This is a genomic window from Candidatus Hydrogenedentota bacterium (assembly GCA_016791475.1).
Lineage (GTDB): Bacteria > Hydrogenedentota > Hydrogenedentia > Hydrogenedentales > JAEUWI01 > JAEUWI01.
In genome coordinates, this window is the sequence record JAEUWI010000002.1 from 185469 (window position 1) to 210298 (window position 24830).

The window sequence follows — 24830 nt, forward strand, 5'->3', positions numbered from 1 at the left end:
AATCTCTGTGACGATAATGCGGGAGGCTGACCGCCGTTGACGGTATACGCTTCCGCCGTCTCCGGAGGCGCTACGATATGCCGTCCCTGCGGTTCTAAACCCAAAGAGACTTTACACTCAATACACCGTGGCTCCTTTCAGGGGCCTTTCTCATACCACCGGCGCTACCGGTCACTTGTCTGTTCACATAAAACACACTATTCATATCTGGCGCAGTGGGGCCATATTTAGCCAATTGTAATTTCGCCCAAACTCTTATATTATTACGATCAGATACTGTGAATAATTTATTCCCGTCAAGCGATCAGCACCGCGCTCCTCGCTTCTGGCGTGTTTTTTCCGCCTGAGCCTCTGTGGTAAGGAATCAGTCATGACCTGTGCAAAACGGTTTCGGGGATCATTTCGATGGCACTGCTAGACCCCTATGAAGTAGATGTGGACGGACCCTGGTCCGCCCGGGAAGCCGCCCACCTGCTCCGGCGCGCCACTTTTGGCGGAATCCCCGCCGAGATCGATGTGGCGGTTGGTGACGGCACGCAGGCGGCCATGGAAGCGGCGGTAGATGACCTGGTCACATTTCTGCCCCTCGATCCCCACCTTTCGGGTCCCGCCGGCCCCGACGGCTTCGGGGGTTCCATCGCGAGTCTGCCGAATGACGATTCCAACGAGGGCAAGACGCGCAGCCCGGTGGACGCTCGCTCCCTTTCGGCTCACCTGTTCTACCGCATGTTTTTTACCAGCCAGCCGTTCCAGGAGCAGTTCAACCTCTTTCTCCACGACCACTTCGTGTCCACCTATGCCCGAGTGGATCAGGTCATCCACCAGTTTCAGGCCACCGTGGATCGCGGCGAGGCGACGTCACGCGTTCTGCTGAAACAAAATCGGCTCCTTCGAGAGATCGGGGCCGACAGTTTTCGTGAAACGCTGATTCAGATCTCCCGCGAGACGGCGATGCTGATTTTCCTGGACAACTGGGTCAACGGTCTGGGTGAAGGACGCGCTCAGGAGAACTACGCTCGGGAAATTATGGAATTGTTTTCCATGGGCGTGGACAATTACAGCGAAGAAGACGTCCGCGAGATCGCCAAGTGCTTTACGGGCGAGGGCCTTCCCAATTTTCGGGACGATGGCGCTCCGGACGCCTTTGACTACGGATTTCGTGTGGGTAATCACGTACGTGGGACCAAGACGGTTTTTGGGATCCAGGTCAGCGAGGATCTCAACGGGGGCGAGCTTGAACAGGTCGTGGACCTTATCCTGTCCCGCGTGAGCGTGAATCCCGACGTGAGCGGACTCGAGTCGCCCTACAACACGCTCCCCGCGGCGGCGGTCTACATGTCGTGGAAGCTGCTCCGGTGGTTTTTGAACCAGAATGTGGTGCTTGATCCGCCCGACCCGATCGTGCTGGAGCTTGCGGACTACATGCGGGGCACGGACGATGGCGACTACCCCTTGCGGCGCTATCCTTATGATTTCCGGGCATGCATGCGAAAGCTCTTCCTGTCGAAGACGTTTCAGGATGTCGAGAATTACTTTTCCATTGTGAAGACACCGGTCGATTTCTGTATCAGTGTCTTGAAATATACCCAGGCCGCCGTGGGCCGCGGGCCGGACACCTTCGACTATAATTCACAATTCTTCGGGGGCCAGGCACCCGTCAGTCGTTTGCGCGAAATGGGGATGGAGCTCTTCAATCCTCTGGACGTATCAGGTTGGCGCCATGGACTTGCGTGGATCAACGCGGAGTATCTGCTCAACCGTTACGCCTTTGCCGAGAACAATCTCCTTCGCGCGCCGGTGGATGCGGAAGTCAACGCGCTGAACACCGCCAACGGCGGGTTCCTGGATCCGACGGACCATGGGGGGATGATCGCCTATTTCACGGAGCTGTTTCTGCAAGACGACCTCGAGACCTGGGCGCCCGGCGCGACCGCCGAACTGACCGCGTTTCTGCAGGAGGCCGAAGCCACCATTTTCAGCACGGAAACCCGCTTCGAAGCCCAGGTGCGCGGCCTCATGTTTCTTCTCATGTCCCTGCCCGTGTGGCAGATGAAATGACCGCCGGCCTCTGGCTCGGGAATAGAACCCCCGGAAGGATCACAAGATGATATTGACGCGACGTGATTTTATAAAGGCGAGTCTGGGCAGTCTGGCCTACGTAAGCGCGGCCACCTCTGTGCCCGTCTGGGTGGCGAAGACGGCCCAGGCCCTCACGGGCACCGATCTCGGCGACCGGATCCTCGTCTTTATTCAAATGGCGGGCGGTAACGACGGGTTGAACACCCTCATCCCCTTTCAAGACGACAACTATTTCAATGCGCGCCCCAACGTGGCCATCCAGTTGGACAATCAGATCGACATCGGGGACGGATTGAACGCGTTTCATCCGCGTCTGGTGGGGATTCGTAGCTGGTACGACGAAGGCAACGTGGCTTTCCTGCAGAATGTGGGCTATCCCAACCCGAACCTCTCCCATTTCCTCTCCACCGACTACTACGAATTTGGCGGATCCCCCGGGAGCCGCATTCCCCCCGACGGGCAGGGCTGGATATCCCGATTTTTCGACAATGCGTGTTCAGGGGTGCCAGCGGAGAATATTCCCGCGCTGGCCATGTTGTCACTCAATACCGCCGTGCTGCCCGATTCAATGAACGGCAGCGACTTCTACCTGGCGCCCAAAGTGAACAACCTGGGCCAGTTCAGCCTTCGCTCGCTTGAAGATATCCGGGGGCGCTATATTTCCGCCGTTAACCGGCTCAACGTGCCCAATTCCGATCTGGACTATATCCAACGCGTCGAAAACGTCGTAGAGGCGACGATTGCGGATTTCGCGGAGGCCAACGCCGTGCCGGATCTCCGGAATTACTCCACCGGCGTGCTCGGCACGGGGCTCAAGTCGACGTCCAAGCTGATTCGCTCCGGGGCGGACACGCGTATCTATTATTGTAATCAGGCGGGCTACGATACCCACGCCAACCAGTTTCGCGGAACCAGTGTGGGCGGCGATCACGCCGACCTGTTGGGCGAATTCGACAATGCCGTGAACGCATTCCTGCAGGACATGAAAGACTCCGGCAATCTGCACCGGGTACTCGTTCTGACCTTCAGCGAATTCGGGCGGCGCGTCGCCGAGAATGGCAGCAACGGGACGGATCACGGCGGCGGCAATTGCCTCATGGCCTTTGGCGGCGGCGTGGTTGGCGGCGTCTATGGTGGCCAGCCCGATTTGAATCCCGACAACCTCTTGCGCGGGAATCTGAACCACAAAGTCGATTTCCGTTCTATTTACGCCAATGTAATCAAGGACTGGTTTGGTCAGGACCCGTCGGTGACCTTTGGCGCGGACTTCACCGATCCCATCTTCAAGATTGAAGCGGGTATGGCGCTCATGCCCTTTGTAAATGTAAGTGCCGGTCCTGGCGAAGGTGAGGGCGAGGGTGAAGGTGAGGGTGAGGGTGAGGGTGAAGGTGAAGGTGAAGGTGAAGGTGAGGGCGAGGGTGAAGGTGAAGGTGAAGGTGAAGGTGAAGGTGAAGGCGAGGGTGAAACACCCGTGGGTTGCAATTTGTCCCGATAATACAGAGCAGTCACACCATTGGCCCGCGATGGAACCATCCATCGCGGGCCTTTCAAATTTGGTCCGGTCGGTCGTTAGTTGATTCAGTGTTGGGCTTTATGCTATTAATAATCATTATTAATTAGGAGTTCCCGTGAATCCCCCGTTGCAACGCATGACCCGCCAGCGCAGTGTCATTCTGGACACGCTGCTCAACATGAGGAGTCATCCCACCGCCGACGAACTCTATGCGGTGGTGCGACGCCAGTTGCCCAGCGTAAGCCTGGGCACCATCTACAGGAATCTGGATGTTCTCGCGCGTTCCGGACAGGTGAGAAAGCTGGAGGCGGGGGGTAGCCAGGCCCGTTTTGATGCGGAGCTCGAACCGCACCACCATGTGCGCTGCGGCGTTTGCGGTCGGGTCGATGATGTCGCCATCGGGCATGAAACAGCAATGGTCCGGCCCGAACAGAGCCTGCACGGCTTCAGCATCACGGGCTATCGGATTGAATATGAGGGGCTCTGCCCCGACTGCCGCGCCGGAAGTCGGGGGAGTTTCCCAAAGCCAAAGGAAGGAAACGAAACGCCATGATCAGCCAGGCCATGCAGGACGCACTGAACAAGCAAATCAACGAGGAGCTTTACAGCGCCTACGTCTATGCCTCGATGGCAAACTATTTTGAGTTTCGCAGTCTCAAAGGTTTTGCGAACTGGATGCGCAACCAGTCCGAAGAAGAACTCGGACACGCGCGCCGTTTCGTCACCTTTATGAATGATCGCGGCGGGCGCGTGATCCTCGACGCGGTGAAGGCTCCCCGGATAGACTGGGAATCTCCCCTGGACGTATTTGAAAACGCTTATGCCCATGAGTGTCACATCAGTGCCTGCATCAACGATCTCTCGACTATGGCCATCAACGAAAAGGACCACGCCAGCCACGCGTTTCTGGAGTGGTTCGTGACCGAGCAGGTGGAAGAGGAGTCTACGGCGGACGAGATCGTGCAGCAATTGAAGCTGATGGAGGGCGCGCCCGGAGGCCTCTTCCTGATGGATCGTGAGTTGGCCCAGCGATCGACCCCGAAGGAACCCACGCCCGCGTAGGTTTTCCCGTCGCGCGCGGCGACGATTCCGCGTAACCCCTTGCAATCGCGACATTGAGAGTGACGGCACGGCCCTTGCTCTTCGATGGTCGATTCCTATAAGCGCCACGCTCCCCAGCGGGAGCGGTGTACCCCCTTAACCCCCCATTAAACCATTCAGGAGTACGTAGTAATGAGTGTATGTGTGACCAAGCCCGCGCCGGATTTCACCGCCACGGCCGTTATGCCCGACAACAGCTTCAACGACAGCTTCACCCTTTCCAGCCTGAAGGGCAAATACGTCGTCCTGTTTTTTTATCCCCTGGACTTCACCTTCGTGTGTCCGTCGGAAATCATCGCATTCGACAAGAAGCTCGCCGAGTTCCAGAGCCGCAACTGCGAGGTGGTTGGCGTTTCGGTGGATTCCCACTTCTCCCACTGGGCCTGGAAGAACACCCCCGTGAACAAGGGCGGCATCGGCAACATCCAGTACCCCCTCGTGGCCGACCTCACCAAGAATATCGCCCGTGACTACGGCGTGCTTATCGACGACGCCATCGCGCTGCGCGGCCTCTTCCTTATCGACAAGGAAGGCGTTGTCCAACATGCGCTGGTGAACAACCTGCCCCTGGGCCGCAACGTGGATGAGGCCATCCGCCTCCTTGACGCGCTCCAGTTCACCGAAGAGCACGGTGAAGTCTGCCCCGCGAACTGGAACAAGGGCGACGAGGCCATGAAGCCCTCCGCCGACGGCGTGGCCGACTATCTGGCCAAGCACGCTTCCTGATCGTACCGAGCCATACGCAGCGGCGCCACGTGTCAACGCACATGGCGCCGCTTTCGTTTTATACAGGGAAGGGTCCACTGGAGTTTTTCGCACGGAAGGCGGCCAAAGGGGAATTGAACATGCCTCGTCTGTATCGCAGTACCCGAATCCCTCTACTGATTCTGGCGATGGCGGCGCTCGGCCTCGCGCGAATTGCGACGGCCGCCGCGGGGCATGATGTGCAGGCGCGTATCGACGGCGATCTTGACGCGGGCAAACCGGTGGTTGTTCACGTGGTGGTGGCGCTCTGCGACAACGTGAATCAGGGAATCGTACCCGTGCCCAAAGCTATCGGAAACGGGCAGGATCCCGACAACAATCTCTATTGGGGCGCCATGCACGGGGTCCGCCACTTTCTGCCGAAAAAAGCGGGCTGGACAAAGGTCGACTCGTCGGCGAAGCAGGATTCCAGGATACTGGAGCGCGCGGTCTTCCACACCGAGGTGCGGCGCGGCCCGAAGAGCTGTCCTGTTTATCTCGTGGCCGACGCGTGGGACGGAGCACGCATTCGGGATGCGATGACGGCCTATTTCACCATGACGGCGGGCGCCCTCGAAGAGCGGGTCTCGATAAGAAACGATGATACCGACCTCACGATCGACGCGGGAGGAGCGGCTCACCTGTTGGTCTTCGTGGGGCACAATGGCTTGATGGACTTTGATCTCAATGCCCCCGCCGCGTCGTTTCCAGACCTTCCGCCCCGGTCCGCCGCCGCCCTGGCCTGCGCAAGCAAGCCCTACTTTGAGGAGCGCCTGACTGCGGTTGGCGCCCACGCGCTCCTGCTCACCACCGGGTTAATGGCCCCCGAGGCCTACACGCTTGACGGGGCGATTCGCGCCTGGGCCTCGGGCGGGGATGTGGCGGCCACGGTGGAGGCGGCGGCGACCAGCTATAACCAGTACCAGAAGTGCGGTATGAAGGGAGCCCGGCGACTCTTCTGGGGAGCGACCGAGTAGCGCATTCGCTGGCGAAGAGCGAGCCGTTCAACGGACGGTCCGAAGCAAGACGCAAACGGGGAACAAGACCGATCACGACGAGATGGCAAAGCTGGGATACGCGCCTGTCACCGTTGCCGGGCGCTCTCAGGGCTTGGACTTCTCCGTGTCTTCCTTAAACTTCTCATGCAGCGGGTAGCTCTTGTTGTCCGCCAGGTCGTCGAACTCCTTGAGCAAGTCTCTTTGCTTGCGCGAGAGCTTCTGCGGGGTTTCCACCAGCACGCGAACAATCTGGTCGCCCTGGCGGTAGCCGCGAAGGTCGGGCATGCCCAGACCACGCAGGCGAAGCTGGGTGCCGGTCTGGGTGCCGGGCGGGATCTTGAGCTCGGCCTCGCCTTCCAGTGTGGGCACGCGGACGGAGTCGCCCAGAGCCGCCTGACTGAAGGTGATGGGTACTTCGCAGAGGATGGTCGTGCCGTCGCGCTCGAAGAAGGCATGTTTGGCGACTTCGATGAATATGTAGAGGTCGCCCCGGCGTCCGCCGCCCAGGCCCGCTTCGCCCTCGCCCGTGACGCGAAGTCGTGACCCGGAATCAACGCCCGCGGGGACGTCTACCGACAGTTCGCGGACGGATTTGTTCTGGCCCTTGCCCGCGCACGTGGGGCAGGGCTTGGAAATGGTCTTGCCGGCGCCGTGGCACTGGGGGCAGGTGCGGGTAACACTGAAGAAGCCGTGGGCGACGCGGACCTGCCCGGTACCCTGGCACTGGCCGCAATTCTCCGGTTTCGAGCCGGGCGCGGCGCCGGAGCCCTTGCAGTCGTTGCAGGATTCGCGGCGGTTATAGCGGATTTTCTTCTTGGTGCCAAAGGCGGCGTCTTCGAGGCTGATGGTGAGGCGGAGCTCCAGGTCGTTGCCGGGTTTCGCGCCACCGCCGCCCGCCTGGCCGCGTTTGCCGCCCTGGCCGAAGAGCATGTCGAAGAAGTCTTCGAAGGGGGCTTCGTAGCCGGCCCCCCCGCCGAAGCCGCCGCCGCCAAAACCGCTGAAGCCCTGCCCGTCGGTGGAGCCGAAGCGATCATACTGGGCGCGCTTCTCGGGATTCTTCAGGATGTCATAGGCCCCGTTGATCTTCTTGAGCTTTTCCTCGGCTTCCTTGTCCCCGCCGGTCTTGTCGGGGTGGTACTTATGGGCGAGCTTGAGGTAGGCCTTCCGGATTTGCTCCTGGGAGGCCGAGCGGTCCACGCCCAGCAGTTCGTAAAGGTCAGTCGATTGTGCCATTGCGTATGATTCCAGAAGGGCAATTTACAAGGTAAACCCATGACCCCGTGTCGCGGGGTCATGGGTAAGTCTACTACACAGGCGGTGTCCCGCGGTTACTCACTTTTTGTCGTCGTCATCGACCACGGTGAAGTCGGCGTCCATCGCATCGCTGGGGCCGTCTTCGGGCGCAGCCGAGGCCTGCGGGCCGGGTGCGGCGCCTTCCGCGCCCGCCGACTTGTACATCGCCTCCGCGAGCTTGTGCGAGGCCTGCGTCAGGTTTTCCGCCGCGCGTTCGATAGCGCCGGTGTCGGTGCCTTCCAGGGCCTTCTTCACGTCCGCGATGGCGGCTTCCACATTCGTCTTGTCCGCGGCGTCTATCTTGTCCGGGTTTTCTTTCAGGGTCTTCTCGACCTGGTAGACCAGCGTATCGGCGTTGTTGCGGATCTCGATTTGCTTGCGGCGTTCCTTATCCTCGTCGGCGTGGGACTCCGCTTCGCGCACCATCTTGTTGATCTCGTCTTCCGAGAGACCGCTGGAGGTTTCGATCTTGATCTTCTGCTCCTTGCCCGTGGCCAGGTCCTTGGCGGAAGCGTGGAAAATGCCGTTCACGTCCAGGTCAAAGGACACTTCGATTTGCGGTACCCCGCGCGGCGCCGAGGGAATGCCCATGAGGTCGAAGTGGGCGAGGGTGCGGTTGTCCGCCGCCATTTCCCGCTCGCCCTGAAGCACGTGGATCGTCACCGCCGTCTGGTTGTCCGCCGCCGTGGAGAAGATCTGGCGCTTGGTCACGGGGATCGTGGTGTTGCGCTCGATGAGCTTGGTGCACACGCCGCCCAGGGTCTCGATGCCCAGGGAGAGAGGCGTCACGTCAAGCAGCAGCACGTCCTTCACTTCGCCGGAGAGCACACCCGCCTGGATGGCGGCGCCGATGGCCACCACTTCGTCCGGGTTCACGCCGCGGTGGGGGACCTTGCCGAAAATCTGCTCGACGATCTTGCCGACGGCCGGCATGCGGGTCATGCCGCCCACGAGAATCACCTCGTTGATCTCGGAGGCGCTCAAGCCGGCATCTTCAATGGCGCGGTGGCAGGGGTTCTTGCTGCGCTGCAGCAGGTGATCCGCCAGTTGCTCGAACTTCGCCCGGGTCAGGGTGTAGTTCAGGTGCTTCGGCCCGGAGGCATCCGCCGTGATGAACGGCAGATTCACGTCGGTCGTCATGGCGCTGGAAAGTTCGCACTTCGCCTTTTCCGCGCCTTCCTTGAGTCGCTGAAGGGCCATGGCGTCTTTGCGCAGGTCAATGCCCTGTTCTTTCAGGAACTCTTCCGCGAGCCAGTCGATGATGACCTGATCGAAGTCGTCGCCGCCCAGGTGCGTGTCGCCGCTGGTGGAGAGCACTTCGAAGCTGTCGTCGCCGATGGCCAGGATGGAGATATCGAAGGTGCCGCCGCCCAAGTCGTAGACCGCGATCTTTTCGTCCTTCTTCTTCTCAAGACCATAGGCCAATGCGGCGGCCGTAGGCTCGTTGATGATGCGCAGCACTTCAAGGCCGGCAATCTTGCCCGCATCCTTGGTTGCCTGACGCTGGGCATCGTTGAAGTAGGCGGGTACGGTGATAACCGCCTGGTTCACCGAAGTACCCAGGTAGGCTTCCGCCGTCTCCTTCATTTTCTGAAGGATCATGGCGGAGATTTCCGGGGGCCGGTAGCTCGTGCCCATAATCTCCACCTGGCAGTCGCCGGAAGCGGTCTCACCCACCTTATAGGGGACAAGCTTCTCTTCCGCCTTCACTTCGCCGTGGGTGCGGCCCATGAAGCGCTTGATGGAAAAGATGGTGTTGGTCGGGTTGGTGACGGCCTGGCGCTTGGCCACGGCGCCCACGAGGCGCTCGCCGTCTTTATTGAAGGCGACAACGGACGGGGTGGTCCGGTTGCCTTCGGCATTTGCGATAACCACGGGCTCCCCACCTTCCATCACTGCCACGCAGGAGTTGGTGGTGCCCAGGTCGATTCCTATCACTTTGCCCATGGTGTGTTATACCTCCGCAAGTATCAGGCCCTCGGGGCCTGCTGGTTCGTTGAACGGTTGTCTATTCGCCGGGACAGTGGCCATTGCCGCGTCCGTCAGTCGTCTTCACTTGATCCGCCGCCGGCATCCGCGGTCACTTCTGCGGAAGCAGGGGGGCCGCTGCTCACCACCACCTGGGTGGGGCGCAGCACGAAATCGCCCAGGCGATAGCCGCGCTGGAACTCTTCCATTACCGTGTCCGCCGGATATTCCATCGAAGGCTGATGGGTCAGCGCTTCGTGCACGTTGGGGTCGAAGGGCTCGCCCTTTGCGGGGATTGGCTCCAGACCCTGCGTCGAAAGAACGCCGGCAAACTGCTTCAATATCATCTCAACGCCGAGGGCGAGGCTGCTGGTCTTGTCTTCCACATGGCTCAGCGCCCGCTCCATATTGTCCACGATGGGCAGGAGGTCGCGCATGAGGCCCTGGGCTGCTGTTTTCCTGAGCTGCTCATTTTCCCGCGCCACGCGCCTGCGGAAGTTGTCGAACTCCGCACGGGCGCGCAGGAGCTGGTCCTGCAGGGTGTCGCGCTCCGAACGGAGCGTGGCCAGGGCCGGATCTTCCGGAGATGCCGCTGTTTCGTCCGCGTCGCTGATAACCGCATCGGGGATGTCGCTTTGATGGGCGGCATCCTCCTCGGAGACCACCGGGGTATCCTCAAGGGATTCCACAGGTGTCACCGTTTCTTCGTTCGCGTGTTGATCGTGCTTCTTCATCTTCTTTTTCATCAAGAACTGCTTCTGGTTGCTGGTTTCGGTCGAGGGCGCCAGGCCCCGTTGGCGCGGGCATGCTTCGATAGGGCTACTGGGCCAGCCGGGTGAGGATTCGCCCCACCATGCCCGCGGTATAGTCCACAATCGCGGTCAGCCGGGAGTAGGGCATACGCCTTGGACCCAGCACACCGATCATGCCCACCGCTTCGCCCTTGCAAAAATAGGGCGAGGCGATAACGCTGATATCGTTCAGCCCGGGCGTGCCATCGAGGCGCCCGATATGAATCGCGCTGTTGACACGATCACGGTCGGCCAGCGACCGCCGCAACATGTCCATCAGCGCACTACGTTCTTCAATCAAACCAAATACTTCCCGCGCCTTGCCCGTATCCTGGAATTCGGGCTGCTCAAAAAGCTGCGAGGCCCCTTCGAGAAAAAGCTGTGCGGGCCGGTACTGGGGCGCGAGCCCGAGGACCATCAGGGCCAGCTCGGCGATCTTGCGCTGTTCATCGAGGAAATCCTTCAGACGAACTTCGATCGTCCGCGCCAGGCCGTCCAGCCGTGCCCCCCGAAGGTGCTCGTTCAGGAAGCGGCTCAGCACCTGGAGACGATCCGGGTGCACCGGCTCGTTCAGATTCACCGTCATGGTGCGCACACGGCTGTAGTTGTCCACAATCAGCATGGCGATGCGTTCCGGGCCCACCGGCATGATCTCGATACGATTCACGTAGGCGTGGTCATCGCTCGGCGCCTCGGCCAGACCCGCCTGGTTGGTAATCAGGGCCAGGAGCTGGCTGGTGTGATGGAGGACCTCGTCGGCGTCATTCAACTTTGCCGTGAATTCATCCTCGATCCGGCTTCGCTCGCGCAGGGTCAGCTCGTGGGCCTGCATCAGAAAGTTCACATAGTAACGGTAGCCGGCATCCGTGGGGATCCGGCCCGAACTGGTATGGATCTGCTGCAGGTAGCCCATCTCCTCCAAATCCGCCATCACATTGCGGACGGTGGCCGGGCTTAACCCCAGGTCGAAGCGTTTCACAACGGAGCGCGACCCCACAGGATCGGCGGTTGTAATGTAGCTGTTCACAACCGCTTGCAGGATCAGTTGCTCGCGTTCATTAAGATCTCGGGCTTCACTCATAGCGTGTATCCACCCTTAGCACTCAACCTGTGAGAGTGCTAACAGATGTCCAAAGTCTAACACACCCACCCGCACGTGTCAAGTCAGCGTCCCGTTGCAAGTACCCGCTGCGGCGGTATATAACCATGCAACGCAGGGCGTATTTCCATACGGGTCAGGGGTCGGAATTATTCGATTGAAGGACAGGTGCATGGCACAGGATATCGGGCAACTTCAGAAGACGATGCGGGCGGCGGGATCGCCCCGGGAAACCATGCTGTCCCTGATGGCGATCGTGGATATTCAGGAAAACGGGAGCCGCCCCTGGGATATTCAGGTGAACGAACCCAAGGTATATCAACGCTTTATGAGCGAGGGGCGCCTGGGGCTCGGCGAGGCCTATATGGATGGCGACTGGGACTGCGAGGATCTCGCAGATTTCTTCTATCGGATTCTCGTCGCCAACTTCACGGATCGCGTGGACTGGTGGCGCATGATCATTCCCTATTGCCGGGCGCGTTTTCTGAACCTCCAGAGTGTATCTCGCTCGAAGCGCGTGGCCGAGACCCACTACGATCTTGGCAACAGCCTCTACCAGAAGATGCTCGATCCCCGAATGGTCTACTCCTGTGCCTACTGGAAAAACGCCACGGATCTGGCCACGGCCCAGGAGCATAAATTGGATCTCGTCTGCCGAAAGTTGGGCCTCCAACCGGGCATGCGCGTGCTGGATGTGGGCTGTGGTTGGGGATCTTTCGCGAAATTTGCGGTAGAGCGCTACGGCGTGGAGGTGGAGGGTATCACGATTTCCAGGGAGCAGCTCACCCTGGCCAACGAGATGTGCGCGGGCCTTCCGGTGAACCTTCACTTGAAGGACTATCGCGAACTGACCGGCCAGTGGGACCGCGTGGTCTCTATTGGCATGCTGGAGCATGTGGGCCGGAAGAACTACGATGGATTCATGGGGCGCGTGCGGGACTGGCTTACGCCGGAAGGAATGGCGCTGATTCACACCATCGTAGGCCGATACCCGGTTCGGCGCAGCGATCCCTGGATGACGAAATATATCTTCCCCGGTGGCATGGTGCCCACGCCGGGCCAGTTGGGGGCATCGGTGGAGGGGAAGCTGGTGATGGAGGATGTGCACAACATCGGTGCGGATTACGATAAGACCTTAATGGCCTGGTGGGCCAATTTTGAGCGACACTGGCCGGAATTACAGGACCAGTACGGCGATCGCTTCTACCGGATGTGGCGCTACTATCACCATTACTGCGCGGGTTCCTTTCGGGCTCGGTATAATCACGTGTGGCAGATGGTGCTTTCGCGCCATGGCGTGCCCGGGGGATATGAGGCCGTGCGTTAGATGCGCGTCCTCATCAACGGAATGCAGGGGGGCAACCAGAGTGGCACGGGCCGCTACACGGAAGAGTTGATCCGTCATCTTACGGCGCTCGACCGCGATTTGGAATTGACGGTCTGGTGGCCTTCGTGGATCGAGCCCGGTGACTGGGCCGAATCCGTGACGCTGGAGCCCCAGCCCTCCGGGGTATGGGCGCGGCTCCGGCTTGAGCGGCAGATTCAACGCGTAGCCCCCGCCTATGACGTGGTGCACTATCCAGCCAGTATCGGGCCGCTGGACGGCGGCGCCAATGTCGTCGTTACAGTTCATGATTGCATCTTCATGCGCCATCCCGACTGGTTTCGGTGGGAGCGTGCGGAGTATTACCGCTGGGCCGGCAGCCGAAGCGCGCGCCGGGCCGGGCGGGTTATTGCCGACTCAGAAGCCACGGCCCACGATCTTCGCGAGCTGATCGGTGTGCCTAATTCACGTATCGATGTGGTCCCACTGGGGGTTGGGACTCAGTTTCGCCCCGCATCTGCGGGGGAAATTGACGCGGCGCGGGAACGCTACAAGCTTCCGGATCCCTGCTTTCTCTATGTGGGCACGCTGGAGCCGCGCAAGAATATTGCCGCATTGGTGCGCGCCTGGGACCGTATCGCCGGGGAGATTCCGGAGCACCTCGTGATCGCGGGACGCACGGGCTGGAAGCCGGAGGAGATGCTTGCCGCGATTAACGGGGCAAAACACAAAGAACGCATCCACTTGCCCGGCTACGTCGAAGATCAGGATCTCGCCGCCGCGCTGACGGCGGCGCGCGCTTTTGTCTGGCCAAGCCACTTTGAGGGATTCGGCTTGCCCGTGCTGGAGGCCATGGCCTGCGGCACGCCCGTGCTCACCTCGGATGTCTCCAGTCTGCCCGAAGTCGCCGGGGACGCCGCGCTGCTGGTGGATCCCGAGAGTGACGACGCCATCGCAGAGGGCTTGAAGCGCCTCTCTCGCGACGATGTGCTGCGGGCCCGCCTGTCGGTCGCCGGACTCCAGCGCGCGGCGGAGTTCACCTGGGCGAGGACGGCGGAAATGACGTTGGAGGTGTATGATCGCGTGGTAAACGGGCCGGCCGCGGGTTAGGGTCACGCGACCGACTTTCTCTCCCCAAGGTCCTAACGAGGCTGTGTTATAATTCAGCTGTTAGGTGAGTCCTAATAGAAAACCAGCACTTCAAGGAGAAGCGGCACCCATCAACGCAGTCAGGTGGGGCGCTACCGGAAGGGTTTCGTGAGCGTACTACCAACTGTTTACATTGAGACGACAATCCCAAGTGTCCTCGCGGCGCGACCATCAATGGACCCGATAATCGCGGGACAGCAGGCCGTCACCCGCCAATGGTGGGACGACCGGAGATCGGCGTTTCGGCTGTTCGTATCCGATTTTGTTCTTCAGGAGGTTTCGAAAGGTAATCCTGAAGTTGCAGCCCGGCGGCTACAGTTGCTTGAGAGTCTTCCAGCGCTGGAAGTTGACGGCGAATCAATGGCGCTTGCAGCCCAAATTTTGGAGAGCGGTGTGATTCCACCCAAAGCGGGAACCGACGCGGCCCACGTGGCACTTGCATCTCGACACAACGTCGACTATTTGCTCACTTGGAATTGCAGACATATCGCCAATGCCGAAATAATAAAGTCGTTGGAATTGATTGTGGCCAAGCAGGGTTATGCGCTGCCAGTCTTGTGCACCCCATACGAACTACTAGGAGGTCAGAACGATGTCTAACCATCCGATAATTGACGAAGTGCGTCGTGCTCGCAAGGATATACTGGATTCATACGGCGGCGATGTTCAAGCAATGATGCGCGACAGCATGAAGCGCCAGTTCGAGCGAGGCCGCGAGGTTGTGAGCTTCGTTCCCAAGACGACCCACTACATCGGCCCGGACGGCGAACTCAGACCCTTCTTTCATCCCGAAAAAGCGGACGAATCCGAGTAAAGTCCCCAATCCGTCCGATCACCCTTACAGCGCGGCCACCCGCTTGATGTGTTCCCAGGGGAAAATGCCCGAACTGTGGCCGTCGCTCCAGACGATTCCGAGCGCATAGTTCCCCAGCGTGGCGAAGGACTCCACCTTGATGTCTTCGGGCACCGTATCGGGATTGAGCAGGGGCTGACCGGTGAATTCGTTCACGCAGAGGGCGCACTGGCAGGAGACGCGCAGGGTCTTGTTGGCCACGCGGATCTCTTTACCGTTGCCCAGCTTTACGATGATCTCGCCGAAACCCGCAACTACTTCCGGCGGGGCTTCTTCTTCCAGGCGGCGCTTGCCTACTTCACGGTGGAGTTGATCGGCCATTTCGCGGAAGGCCGCGATGTCTTCACCGGCTTCTTTGGTGGACGCGTCGGTCACGCCCGCCATCAGCGGGAGCTGGGCCAGGGTGTCGAGGCCAAAGCGGGCCTTCAAGGTCGCCGTGCTGCTGCCGAAGATGAAGTGCTTCTTCTCGCAGTTGTCGCAGAGGAAGTACGCCATGTTTTCCACCATGCCAAGCACCGGCACTTTCACCGACTCGAACATGAGGATGCCTCGGGCCACGTCGACCAGGGAGAGGGCCTGGGGCGTGGTGACGATGATCGCGCCGTCGAGCGACGCCTGCTGCACCAGGGTAAGCTGGATGTCGCCCGTGCCGGGGGGCATGTCGATGATAAGGTAGTCCAGCGTGCCCCAGTCGGTCTGCTGGAGGATCTGGGAGGTATAGTTCGAAACCATCGGCCCGCGCATGACCGCAGGGCGATCGCCCATGACATAGCCCAGTGACATGGTCTTCAACCCGTCGACCATCACCGGCTCGATAAGGTTGTTTTTCATGTAGACCTCGGGTTGGTGGACCCGGAACAGCGTCGGCACGGACGGGCCATAGATGTCCACGTCGAGCAGGCCCACGCTGTGGCCTTCCCGTTGGATGGCCCGGGCAAGATAAGCCGCCACGGTCGATTTGCCCACGCCGCCCTTGCACGAAGAGACGGCGATTACGGCGCCCACATTCTTCAGGGTGTCTACCCGCGGGCCACTCCGTTCCTTCGGTTTCATGGCGGTCATGTTAACCTGGACATTCTTCACGCCGGGCAATTGAGCCACGGAGGACTCGCAGGCTTTCTGGAACTGCTCCTTGACGGGGCAGGCGGGCGTGGTCAGTTCGACGGAGAAGGAAACGGCCCCATCGTCTATCTTGATGTTCTTGATGAACCCGAGGGAAACGATGTCTTTCCCAAAGTCGGGATCGATTATGTGACGCATGGCGTCGAGCACCTGGCTTTCGGTGATCATGAAAAACTCCTGTGTGACGTGTTCTGGGGCCGAACGGGCAAAACCCATGATCTTACGCGCCAGAAGGCGCTAAAGTCTAGAAATCGGCACCCCGCTTGAACGCATGTATTCCAACCCCCGGTGAGATTAAACAACCGAGAGTCCGAAATTATGCCTCAAACGTCAAAAGGAGACCCGGTCTCACCCGAAGAGGGGCTTCTCAAACAACTCGCCGCAGTACAGGCACTTGAAGTGCTTGGCGTTCGAGACCCGGTGGCATGTGGGGCAGGCAACAGCGCCACCGCCCATCTTGCCGTCGGCAACGCCGTCGCGGAGGTCGATCTCATTGGCCATGCGCTCCAGATCCGCGTCCGTAAGGCCGGCCTTGCCGCGAATCAGCTCCCAGAGGGCCTGATTCAGCAGCGACAGTCGCTCCACCTGGTGGCGGAGTTCCTTCACACTTTCCATCGATTCCAGAGCCAGGCTTTCGCTGTTGCGGGCCCGCGAGGCGGTCGTGCTGTCTGCGCGGCCCACCGGGAAGCCACCCAGGCCACCCATCCATAACTCGTTCATGATGATTACTCCCAGATATGCGCCAAGCGCGCTCCCAATTCTGGTCCGAAGTGGACGTCTCTGTCATACCCCCTGGCATCGAAATCTATTCGGCATCCAAGCTACTATGATTTCATGACGGGACAGGATTTACAAGTGAAACTCGACGCCCTCCTCGCGGAAGTCCGGGCCTGCACCCACTGCAGGGAAGTATTGCCCCTCGGCCCCCGGCCCGTGCTCCGCGCGAACAGCGCCGCCCGAATTCTGATCGTGGGCCAGGCGCCGGGCACCCGGGTTCATGCAACCGGAATCCCCTGGAACGACCCCAGCGGCGTGCGGCTCCGCCAATGGCTGGGGGTGGCCCCGGAGACCTTCTACGACCCGACCCGATTTGCCATCATTCCCATGGGCTTCTGTTATCCCGGTCGGGACACTCGCGGCGGCGACCTGCCCCCGCGTCTGGAGTGCGCGCCGCTCTGGCATGATCGCCTGCTGGCGATGCTGCCGAATCTGAAACTGACGCTGCTGGTGGGCGCCTATGCCCAACGCTACTATCTTGGTAAGCGAACCGGCAAGACACTGGGCGAGACCGTATCTCGCTGGCGCGAATTCGGGCCCACCATGTTACCCCTGCCACATCCGTCGCCGCGGAATCGGCTCTGGCTGAGGCGCAATCCGTGGTTTGAGGAGGAAGTGGTGCCGGAATTGCAGGCAAGGGTAGATGCGCTTCTGAACACGTGACCGATCAGGAGTGCCCTGGCTCACGCTTCGGGTTCAGGGTCTTTCGGGGACCGAAATCACGCCAATACCATAAGATGAAAGCAATGAGCAGCATGGTCGCCATTACGGATGCGCCGTGAACTCTGGCCCAATCCGATAGTTCGGGAGGCAAGCCGATTTTGGATAGCCTCGGCGCAATTTGATACGACTTATCCCCGACAAGCATGCAGGCGAACACGGTCGCGCGCCGGGTCCAACCCGGCATCGCCCAGAGTGTGATTACAATGAAGTACTGGCCGGTCAGGTCGTAAATGTGAACTGGCATGGCGGCCATCGCGATGATCCAAACCAGTTGCTGATGCCGCAGCCGGTTGGAAAGTGTATCGTTAAGTTTTGCGTTGGCGCGAGCGACCCAGGCGGTCCCGGCCCCACCCAGAGCAATGCCCAGCAACATGAAATATTTCCCCCAGGGAGTCGCCCCAAACAGTGCGGGTACGCCGCAGTACCACGACCAACTGTTGAAATACTGGTACTTCAGATGGTTTTCCATCGATCCATCGTAGGCAGCAAAGAGGTCGGGCGTTGGTACAGCGATGAGCATGAAGAGTGATACCGAAGCACACAACATGACGCCGTAAGTGAACCATCGGACATTCCCGGAGAAGAGGATGTAGAGGAGTGGAATCAGGCTGATTTGCGGCTTGATGCTCGCCAGCAAGAATCCAAGCAAGAACAGCCATAGAATCCTGCGTTGATGCCCATACCACGCAGCCAGGCACCCGAACACGACGATTAACGAAAGTTGCCCCTGAAATATCGCCTGATGTGCCGAACCAAGTAAAGCGCATGCGCCGGCGTACCAACCCAATGGACCTAGCAGCGGCGATTTCTCTGTACTTTCCGATCCGAGCCTTGCTGCAAGCAGGCAGATGCCCGCGGTCGCCAGGAAGCTGGTAAATCGAAACGTCCAGGCAGCAATTTTCCACGGTAACAGGGACATGGGCAGGCTTATGACGGCAATGGTCGGCGGGTAGACGAAAGTTGCCTTGTCCATGGGCGGAACTTCAAAGAAAGATACCCATGTACGAGTATGGACTTCCTGATCGTAGGGTGACTCCCCATTCCACCAGCAAACACCCCCCGTGTACCAGAATCGGGCATCATAGTCCCATATATTCTTACCCTTGTTTCGGATCGTGCTCATGTAGAACAGGATTGCGAAGGCCAATAGCAAAAAACAGCCGGTTGCCCACCGACTTCGAAAAAGCGCGCCCCACCGTGCTTCATCCATGCATTCATCCTCCCCGGCGGCGCTTTCGCACCGCCGCCACTATGAATTGCGCTCAAGCACACCAAGCCGTCTTGCGCAGCCTCGAAGCGGGTGCCCCGTCGCGGCGTCAGGGTGGCGTGTCTCTCGACTCCAACGCATCCATCATGCGTTGGAGGGCTTGCCCAAGTCCAGTGGCATAGGGCGGTCGAATCATGGCCATGTGGTTCCCTGGGACTTCCACAATGCGCACACCCTTGAGCGCAATACGCCCCCAACCATACGTGGGGTCCCGCCGTTCAGACTTGTAGGGGTTGTGTTGTGCTCTAAAGAGCGTTATTTCGGCCTGGATGGGCACCATCCTGTAGTCGCCAATTGCCTGCCGGCTGGAACGCATGACTTTTGTCCTGGAGCGGACGAGCTGATCAAGAAAAAGTCCCACCCGGCGCTCGCTGATGGTTGGCTTTGAGAGGCCCGCCTGAATAAAGTAGTACTGGACAGAGGCATCGACCCAGATCCAACGAAGGAACTCCGACAAGCGCAAGGGAGGAAGATCTGAATCTCGATACCGGCTGGAACGCCGCGCAAATAGTCCGATGCCATCACGCAGGTAGCCCACATGCAGCTTCCAGGTTCGGGCAAGAACGTGGCATCGTGCCCGAATCCGCTCGACAAGGCATTTCAGGTACAATTTGGATAGCGATGCCTTGATTCGATAGTGATCGGTAGTTGAGCCGTCGATAACTGCGATAAAGGGGACTTCTTCGCCCGCCTCGATGAGTTGCCGTGCCATTTCATAGGCCAAGGTGCCGCCGAACGAAAATCCTCCGAGGTAGTAGGGGCCGGCGGGGCGTACCATTTTCATTCCTTCGATGCACCGTCGCGCCACCTCCTCAATTCCGTTGGGACCGCCCAAGTCGGCGTCGAGGTTGGAAAATCCCCAAAAAGGCTGATCCGAAGAAAGTGCTTCGGCGTAGGCGTCATAGATTCCACCAGAATCACCTGCACCGGGAAGGCAGAAGAATGGGATCCGGATGCCTGACTTTACTTCTCGGAGTTGAATTCCGCGCAGGGGTTCATTCTCACCCGATCTGGCTCCAAGCTTTCCCGCGAGTCCGGCGACCGTTGGATTGTCAAAAAAGTCCGACAGGGTCAATGTGCTTCCCCAACGTCGATTTACTCGGTCGAGCACTTTGACTGCAAGTAGTGAATGGCCACCGAGCGTGAAAAAATCCGAGTGAATACCGCCGCCATGGGTATCAAGACAGGAGTGCCAGATTTCAAGAAGTACGCGCTCACACTCGTTTCGTGGGCCTGATGCTTCAACGTTAACGCTCGGTGAACTGGGCTCCGGTAGGGCTTTTCGGTCGAGTTTTCCCTGCACGGTTCGGGGGAAGCGGGCGAGGGGCACGAACTGAGCCGGGCACATATGGGCGGGCAGTTGCCCCTTGAGGAAATCGGCGAGGTGATCGGTGTTCAGGGTGTCCGGGTTCTGTGTGGCCAGGTAGGCTACGAGTCTTGGGCCTGCGCTACCTTTCTCATTCAACAGCAACACGGCATCGTCAACGCCCGGAAACTCGCGCAGCGCGCTTTCTATTTCTCCCGGCTCGATGCGGTAGCCGCGCAGCTTGATATAGCGGTCCATGCGGCGGACGAACTGAATGTTCCCGTCACCCTTGAAGTAGACGAGATCGCCGGTGCGGTAGAGGCGTTTGCTGTCCAGTTCCGTAAAGGGGTCGGGCACGAACTGTCGCGCGGTCAGCTCCGGGGCATTATAGTAGCCTCGGGCGAGCCCCACGCCGCCGATGTAAAGTTCGCCGGGTACGCCCACAGGCACGGGATTCATGGCGGGGTCAAGCACGTAGATGCGGGTGTTGTGGATTGCCTTGCCTATCGGGGCGTTCCCCGTCGGCCGGGGATGGGTGTCGTGCGCCTGATATAGGGTGACGTAGATCGCCGCTTCGGTCGGTCCGTAGAGGTTGAGCAGTACGAGGCCGGGTGTAGCTTCCACGATGTCGCTCAGCAAGGCCTCGGACAGGGGCTCCACGCCGACCAGCAGCCTGCGCCACGGCAGGGGCGCGCGCCGCTGGGTTTCCAGCAACGTGGGCAGCATGAACCCGGGGATGTACCCCGTGACAACCTCTCGTGCCCGGAGCCATTCGAGGCATGCCTCCGGATTGGCCCGCACGCGCTCGGGAATGATGTGCAGGGTGGCCCCCGCCAGAAGGCTGGTCCACGATTCATAGACGGACACGTCGAAGCTGAAGGCGGTCCAGATGCTGCACGCGTCCCCCGGCCCGATGGGAAGTCGCGACTGCAAATCCTGGTAGAGGTTGATCACGCCCTGGTGGGTGCAGCATACGCCCTTGGGCTCGCCGGTCGAACCGGAGGTGAAGATGACATAGGCCAGGTTCTCGCCGCTTGCCCCGATGCCGGGAGAGTCAGTCGCCAAATCCTCCAGCAGCCCCGGCCCATCCAGACACACGCATTCCGCCGCGACGTCGTTCAACTGGGGGGCGAGCTCGCTTTCCGTCAGGAGCAGGCGGGGCGTCAGCACGGACAGAACCCGGCCGCGCCGCGCCGGGGGATCGAGCAGATCCAGCGGCACATAGGCGGCTCCGGCTTTGAGGATGCCGATAATCGCCACCATCACCCGCACAGTCCGCCCCAGGAAGAAGGGCACGGGCTCTTCGGGCGCCACGCCCCGCGCCAGCAGGTAGTGGGCGAGCTGATTGGCTCGGGCGTTGAGTTCACCATAGGTCAGGGAAGTCTCGTCGTCCGCCACCGCGACGCAATCGGGAAGCTCCGCCGCACGTGCCTCAAAGAGGCGGTGCAGGGACAGTGTACGGTCCAGCGGGTAGGCCGTGTCCGTCCACGTCTCCAGCAGCAGCGTCCGCTCGGGGCCGTCCACGATCTGGAAGTCACCAAGCCGACCGCCTGGGTTCTCAAGAATGGACTTGAGCAGCGTCTCATAGCTGCGCAGCATCCGCGCCGCCGTTTCCGGCAGGAAAAGCGACGTGTTGTATTCAAGATTCAACAATAGTTCGCCATGCCGTGGCTGGACAGTAAGACTAAGGTCGAATTTTGCGCATCCATTGCTCAACTCCTCGCCAGAGATTTGCAGGTCGCAAAACGAAGCCTCGTAGCTTGGGGTGTTGTGCAAGACGAACATGACTTGAAAAATGGGAGCACGGCTCGGGTCCTGCTCTTCACGCACTTCCGCGACGACTCTATCGAAGGGAAGGTCCTGATGCTCCAGCGCATCGAGTACAACAGTGTTGAGCCCTCCCAGGAGCTCGGTAAGCGTCGAGTAGTCAGCCAGCTGCGTCCGCAGCGCGACGGTGTTCACGAAAAAGCCGATCATCTCCTCCATTGCGGGATGATTACGCCCCGCGGATGCGCAACCGATGACAATCTCCTGTTGACCGGAATAGCGATGAAGCAGCAACTGCCACGCGGCGATCAGTACCGTGAAGGTCGTCGTATGGTGGTCGAGTGCCAATTGCTCCAGCTTGGTGGTGCCGGTATCGTCCACGCGACCGCGCGCAACCGCACCTTTCCAAGTCTGACGGGGCGGACGGGGAAAATCGGTGGGTATTTCCAGTACGGGTAAGGGGGCGGCGAGCTGTTGTTTCCAATACGAAAGTTGATGCTGCAGCGCACCGGATGTGTACTGGCTGCGCTGCCAATGGCTATAGTCCGCATACTGGTACTGCAGCGGCGCCAGAGGATGGGGAGCGTCAGAATCATATGATGTGTATGCATCTGCCAAATCTTTGAGCAGGACGCTGATGGACCACCCGTCGAACAGGGTATGATGAACAATGAGTCCAAGAAAACTATGCTTGGTTCGATGGGTGTAGTAGAAGAACTTTGCGAGGGGACCCTTTTCCAGATTCATCGGATTTCTGGCCGTCTTGCTCAGGTCTGCCCGAATCTGATTCGCAACGTCTTCATCTTCCGTTGTCGAGTTCAATTCCAAAACGTGAAAAGTCACATCGGACTCAGGCTTGACAAGCTGAAACAGCCCTTCTTCAGTTCTTTGAAAAGTGGTACGCAGAACTTCGTGCCTGGAAACGACCGCTTCCACGGACTTTCTCAGCTTTGGCAGGTCGACTGCCCCATTGATTTCGAAGAGTATTGGTATTATATAAGCTGAATTCCCCGGATCGAGATGCTCGATGAACCACAGTCTTTCTTGTGCGAAAGAAGAGGGCAGGGGCAGCGAGCGGGCGGCCAGCGGAAACTCGGTCCCGACAACAGCCTTGTCATCATGACTAATCCTGCCCAGGGATTCGGCGATACCGACGAGCGACGGGGCTTCATAGAGATTGCGCAGTGATAATCGAACACCAAACGCTTCTTGAATCCGGAGGAGAAGTCGAGTCGCCAACAGGGAGTGCCCACCCAGCGCGAAAAAATTGTCGTCAGCTCCGACTACAGGAACCTGGAGCAACTCTTGCCAAAGCGAAGCGAGCTTGCGTTCGACCTCGCTGTCTGGCGCGACGTATTCCACATTCCCGCGTTCGAACACGGGCTCGGGCAGGGCACGATAGTCGGTCTTGCCATTGCCCGTGAGGGGCATGGTGTCGATACGGATAAATGCCGAAGGAACCATGTAGTCCGGGAGCGATCGGGTCATATGCTCGCGAAGGGAGGCTACAGGTAATGCCAAGGTCGAAACGTAGTAGGCCACGAGACGGAGGTCGCCCTGGTCTGTTGTGTGTGGAAGCGCGGCGGCTCCCTGAACACCTTCAAAAGTGACCAACGCGTTCTCTATTTCGCCCAATTCCACACGAAAGCCTCTGAGCTGAACCTGCCGGTCAATGCGCCCCAAATAGACCATGTCCCCGTCAAGACGTCGAACGAGGTCACCTGACTTGTATAGTATGGCCCCATTATCCTGGGGAAACGGACTTGAAATAAATCGCTCAGCGGTCAAGTCCGGGCGATTCATGTACCCTCTGGCGTTGCCAGCTCCGCCGACATAGAGCTCGCCTTCTTCCCCAATTTCGGCGATCAGTCCGTCGCGGGTTACGACGTGGCATGGCTGGTCCGGAATTGGCACACCAATGTAACTGGGTGTCCCAGGAACGGCCTCATGCTGACGCACTCGACGATATGTGACATGGATGGTAGTTTCCGTGATCCCATACATGTTGATCATCTGTGGATTCTCATCGCCATGGCGCTCGAACCATGGCGCGAGGCTCTGATAGGAAAGGTTCTCTCCTCCAAAGATTACGTAGCGTAATTCCAGCGGCCTGGGCAATTCCTCGGGTTGGGCGAGAACGACGGCCTGAAGCTGTGCAAAAGCTGAGGGAGTCTGGTTCAACACAGTGACTCCCTCTTCAACAAGTAGACGGTGGAAATCGTCTGGAGAACGACTTAGCCAGTAGGGCACCACGACCAACCGTCCGCCATGGAGGAGCGCGCCCCAGATTTCCCAGACAGAGAAATCAAAGGCAAACGAGTGGAAGAGAGTCCAGGTGTCGCGCGCTGAAAAGTCAAACCACGCCGCCGTGGATGTGAACAGTCGCGTCACATTTCGATGCGCAATGGGAACACCCTTCGGTCTGCCCGTGGATCCGGATGTATAGATGACGTACGCGAGCTCATCGCACAGCGCCACCGGCTCGGGGTTCGTCTCCGGGTAGTCTTCCCAGGGTTGCCCCGTGTCGTCCAGCGCGATAAGGGTACTGCTATCGGTGAAGCGATGCCGCTGCGCCTCAAGGATGATGACCACCGGGCATTGCGCGTCTTCAACGATCATGCGCACGCGTTCTGGCGGATTCGAGGGATCCATGGGCACGTAGGCTGCGCCCGCCTTGTGTACGGCCAGGATAGCTGTGACCGTATCGAAGCTTCGCTCGAGGCAGAGGCCCACCAGGGTTTCCCGTCCCACACCCCGCGCTCTCAGCAGGTGGGCGAGTTGATTCGCACGCCGGTTCAGCGCGTCGTATGTGAGTGTCTCTCCTTCGAACGTAACCGCGGGGCGATCGGGCCCTTCCACCACCCGTTGCTCAAAGATCTCGTGTAGACACAGCATCCCTTCACGCATGCTCTCCCGCTCCCAATACTTGATACAGATCTATGACACCCTGGCGGCC

19 protein-coding genes are annotated in these 24830 nt (G+C 59.7%); 11 read left to right on the top strand and 8 right to left on the bottom strand.

Going from position 1 to position 24830, the window contains the following annotated elements; all coding sequences use genetic code 11:
* The first annotated feature begins 405 nt into the window (after positions 1–405).
* The 6 genes from JNK74_01840 (at position 406) to JNK74_01865 (ending at position 6414) form a co-directional block, all read left to right on the top strand.
* Complete coding sequence (locus JNK74_01840; protein ID MBL7644907.1) at positions 406–2058, top strand: DUF1800 family protein; 1653 nt, start codon at positions 406–408, stop codon at positions 2056–2058.
* A 46-nt stretch (positions 2059–2104) separates the two neighbouring features.
* Positions 2105–3574: a DUF1501 domain-containing protein gene (locus JNK74_01845; GenBank protein ID MBL7644908.1), complete on the top strand. Its 1470-nt coding sequence runs from the start codon at positions 2105–2107 to the stop codon at positions 3572–3574.
* 154 nt (positions 3575–3728) lie between these two features.
* Positions 3729–4145 carry a transcriptional repressor gene (locus JNK74_01850; GenBank protein MBL7644909.1) on the top strand — a complete coding sequence of 139 codons (417 nt, stop codon included), beginning with the start codon at positions 3729–3731 and terminating at the stop codon, positions 4143–4145.
* Positions 4142–4654: a ferritin gene (locus tag JNK74_01855; GenBank protein ID MBL7644910.1), complete on the top strand. Its 513-nt coding sequence runs from the start codon at positions 4142–4144 to the stop codon at positions 4652–4654. The genes JNK74_01850 and JNK74_01855 overlap by 4 nt, the downstream gene beginning before the upstream one ends.
* 171 nt (positions 4655–4825) lie before the next feature.
* Entirely contained in the window at positions 4826–5419 is a 594-nt protein-coding gene (locus JNK74_01860; protein ID MBL7644911.1) for a peroxiredoxin, read from the top strand.
* Positions 5420–5538: 119 nt separating this feature from the next.
* Positions 5539–6414: a hypothetical protein gene (locus JNK74_01865; GenBank protein MBL7644912.1), complete on the top strand. Its 876-nt coding sequence runs from the start codon at positions 5539–5541 to the stop codon at positions 6412–6414.
* Positions 6415–6540: 126 nt separating this feature from the next.
* Here JNK74_01865 and dnaJ read toward each other — a convergent pair whose 3' ends face one another.
* The 4 genes from dnaJ to hrcA all read right to left on the bottom strand — a co-directional run bounded on the left by dnaJ (position 6541) and on the right by hrcA (position 11568).
* Complete coding sequence (gene dnaJ / locus JNK74_01870) at positions 6541–7668, bottom strand: molecular chaperone DnaJ (GenBank protein MBL7644913.1); 1128 nt, start codon at positions 7666–7668, stop codon at positions 6541–6543.
* A 99-nt stretch (positions 7669–7767) separates the two neighbouring features.
* Positions 7768–9675, bottom strand: coding sequence for a molecular chaperone DnaK (dnaK, locus tag JNK74_01875; GenBank protein MBL7644914.1), 1908 nt, complete (start codon positions 9673–9675; stop codon positions 7768–7770).
* Positions 9676–9770: 95 nt separating this feature from the next.
* Positions 9771–10442 (bottom strand): nucleotide exchange factor GrpE, encoded by a 672-nt coding sequence (gene grpE, locus JNK74_01880; protein ID MBL7644915.1) that lies wholly within the window; start codon positions 10440–10442, stop codon positions 9771–9773.
* A 73-nt stretch (positions 10443–10515) separates the two neighbouring features.
* Complete coding sequence (gene hrcA, locus JNK74_01885; protein MBL7644916.1) at positions 10516–11568, bottom strand: heat-inducible transcription repressor HrcA; 1053 nt, start codon at positions 11566–11568, stop codon at positions 10516–10518.
* Positions 11569–11791: 223 nt separating this feature from the next.
* Between hrcA and cfa the strand changes: the two genes are divergently transcribed.
* From cfa to JNK74_01905, 4 genes are all read left to right on the top strand, one after another.
* Positions 11792–12913, top strand: a complete 1122-nt coding sequence (cfa, locus tag JNK74_01890; GenBank protein MBL7644917.1) for a cyclopropane fatty acyl phospholipid synthase — start codon at positions 11792–11794, stop codon at positions 12911–12913.
* Entirely contained in the window at positions 12914–14020 is a 1107-nt protein-coding gene (locus JNK74_01895) for a glycosyltransferase family 4 protein (GenBank protein ID MBL7644918.1), read from the top strand.
* Positions 14021–14233: 213 nt separating this feature from the next.
* Positions 14234–14659: a type II toxin-antitoxin system VapC family toxin gene (locus JNK74_01900; GenBank protein ID MBL7644919.1), complete on the top strand. Its 426-nt coding sequence runs from the start codon at positions 14234–14236 to the stop codon at positions 14657–14659.
* Positions 14652–14873 carry a hypothetical protein gene (locus JNK74_01905; GenBank protein ID MBL7644920.1) on the top strand — a complete coding sequence of 74 codons (222 nt, stop codon included), beginning with the start codon at positions 14652–14654 and terminating at the stop codon, positions 14871–14873. The genes JNK74_01900 and JNK74_01905 overlap by 8 nt, the downstream gene beginning before the upstream one ends.
* A 24-nt stretch (positions 14874–14897) precedes the next feature.
* On the opposite strand, the gene JNK74_01910 is transcribed toward JNK74_01905, so the two are convergent.
* Both JNK74_01910 and JNK74_01915 read right to left on the bottom strand, forming a co-directional pair.
* Positions 14898–16202 carry a P-loop NTPase gene (locus JNK74_01910; GenBank protein MBL7644921.1) on the bottom strand — a complete coding sequence of 435 codons (1305 nt, stop codon included), beginning with the start codon at positions 16200–16202 and terminating at the stop codon, positions 14898–14900.
* A gap of 180 nt (positions 16203–16382) precedes the next feature.
* Positions 16383–16754: a hypothetical protein gene (locus tag JNK74_01915; GenBank protein MBL7644922.1), complete on the bottom strand. Its 372-nt coding sequence runs from the start codon at positions 16752–16754 to the stop codon at positions 16383–16385.
* Between the two features lie 114 nt (positions 16755–16868).
* Between JNK74_01915 and JNK74_01920 the strand changes: the two genes are divergently transcribed.
* Entirely contained in the window at positions 16869–17474 is a 606-nt protein-coding gene (locus tag JNK74_01920; GenBank protein ID MBL7644923.1) for a uracil-DNA glycosylase family protein, read from the top strand.
* Between the two features lie 4 nt (positions 17475–17478).
* Here JNK74_01920 and JNK74_01925 read toward each other — a convergent pair whose 3' ends face one another.
* Positions 17479–18507, bottom strand: a complete 1029-nt coding sequence (locus tag JNK74_01925) for a DUF2029 domain-containing protein (protein MBL7644924.1) — start codon at positions 18505–18507, stop codon at positions 17479–17481.
* Between the two features lie 343 nt (positions 18508–18850).
* A complete protein-coding gene (locus tag JNK74_01930; GenBank protein ID MBL7644925.1) occupies positions 18851–24781 on the bottom strand; it encodes an amino acid adenylation domain-containing protein in 5931 nt (1976 codons plus the stop codon).
* Between the last annotated feature and the right edge of the window lie 49 nt (positions 24782–24830).

Excerpts from the sequence above, each read along its gene's own strand:
- hrcA (MBL7644916.1), bottom strand. The coding sequence starts at position 11,568 with ATGAGTGAAGCCCGAGATCTTAATGAACGCGAGCAACTGATCCTGCAA.
- JNK74_01865 (MBL7644912.1), top strand. The coding sequence starts at position 5,539 with ATGCCTCGTCTGTATCGCAGTACCCGAATCCCTCTACTGATTCTGGCG.
- JNK74_01930 (MBL7644925.1), bottom strand. The coding sequence starts at position 24,781 with ATGCGTGAAGGGATGCTGTGTCTACACGAGATCTTTGAGCAACGGGTG.
- JNK74_01845 (MBL7644908.1), top strand. The coding sequence starts at position 2,105 with ATGATATTGACGCGACGTGATTTTATAAAGGCGAGTCTGGGCAGTCTG.
- JNK74_01840 (MBL7644907.1), top strand. The coding sequence starts at position 406 with ATGGCACTGCTAGACCCCTATGAAGTAGATGTGGACGGACCCTGGTCC.
- dnaK (MBL7644914.1), bottom strand. The coding sequence starts at position 9,675 with ATGGGCAAAGTGATAGGAATCGACCTGGGCACCACCAACTCCTGCGTG.
- JNK74_01860 (MBL7644911.1), top strand. The coding sequence starts at position 4,826 with ATGAGTGTATGTGTGACCAAGCCCGCGCCGGATTTCACCGCCACGGCC.
- JNK74_01895 (MBL7644918.1), top strand. The coding sequence starts at position 12,914 with ATGCGCGTCCTCATCAACGGAATGCAGGGGGGCAACCAGAGTGGCACG.
- cfa (MBL7644917.1), top strand. The coding sequence starts at position 11,792 with ATGCGGGCGGCGGGATCGCCCCGGGAAACCATGCTGTCCCTGATGGCG.
- JNK74_01920 (MBL7644923.1), top strand. The coding sequence starts at position 16,869 with ATGACGGGACAGGATTTACAAGTGAAACTCGACGCCCTCCTCGCGGAA.
- JNK74_01905 (MBL7644920.1), top strand. The coding sequence starts at position 14,652 with ATGTCTAACCATCCGATAATTGACGAAGTGCGTCGTGCTCGCAAGGAT.
- JNK74_01855 (MBL7644910.1), top strand. The coding sequence starts at position 4,142 with ATGATCAGCCAGGCCATGCAGGACGCACTGAACAAGCAAATCAACGAG.
- grpE (MBL7644915.1), bottom strand. The coding sequence starts at position 10,442 with ATGAAAAAGAAGATGAAGAAGCACGATCAACACGCGAACGAAGAAACG.
- JNK74_01910 (MBL7644921.1), bottom strand. The coding sequence starts at position 16,202 with ATGATCACCGAAAGCCAGGTGCTCGACGCCATGCGTCACATAATCGAT.
- JNK74_01915 (MBL7644922.1), bottom strand. The coding sequence starts at position 16,754 with ATGAACGAGTTATGGATGGGTGGCCTGGGTGGCTTCCCGGTGGGCCGC.
- JNK74_01900 (MBL7644919.1), top strand. The coding sequence starts at position 14,234 with ATGGACCCGATAATCGCGGGACAGCAGGCCGTCACCCGCCAATGGTGG.
- JNK74_01925 (MBL7644924.1), bottom strand. The coding sequence starts at position 18,507 with ATGGACAAGGCAACTTTCGTCTACCCGCCGACCATTGCCGTCATAAGC.
- JNK74_01850 (MBL7644909.1), top strand. The coding sequence starts at position 3,729 with ATGACCCGCCAGCGCAGTGTCATTCTGGACACGCTGCTCAACATGAGG.
- dnaJ (MBL7644913.1), bottom strand. The coding sequence starts at position 7,668 with ATGGCACAATCGACTGACCTTTACGAACTGCTGGGCGTGGACCGCTCG.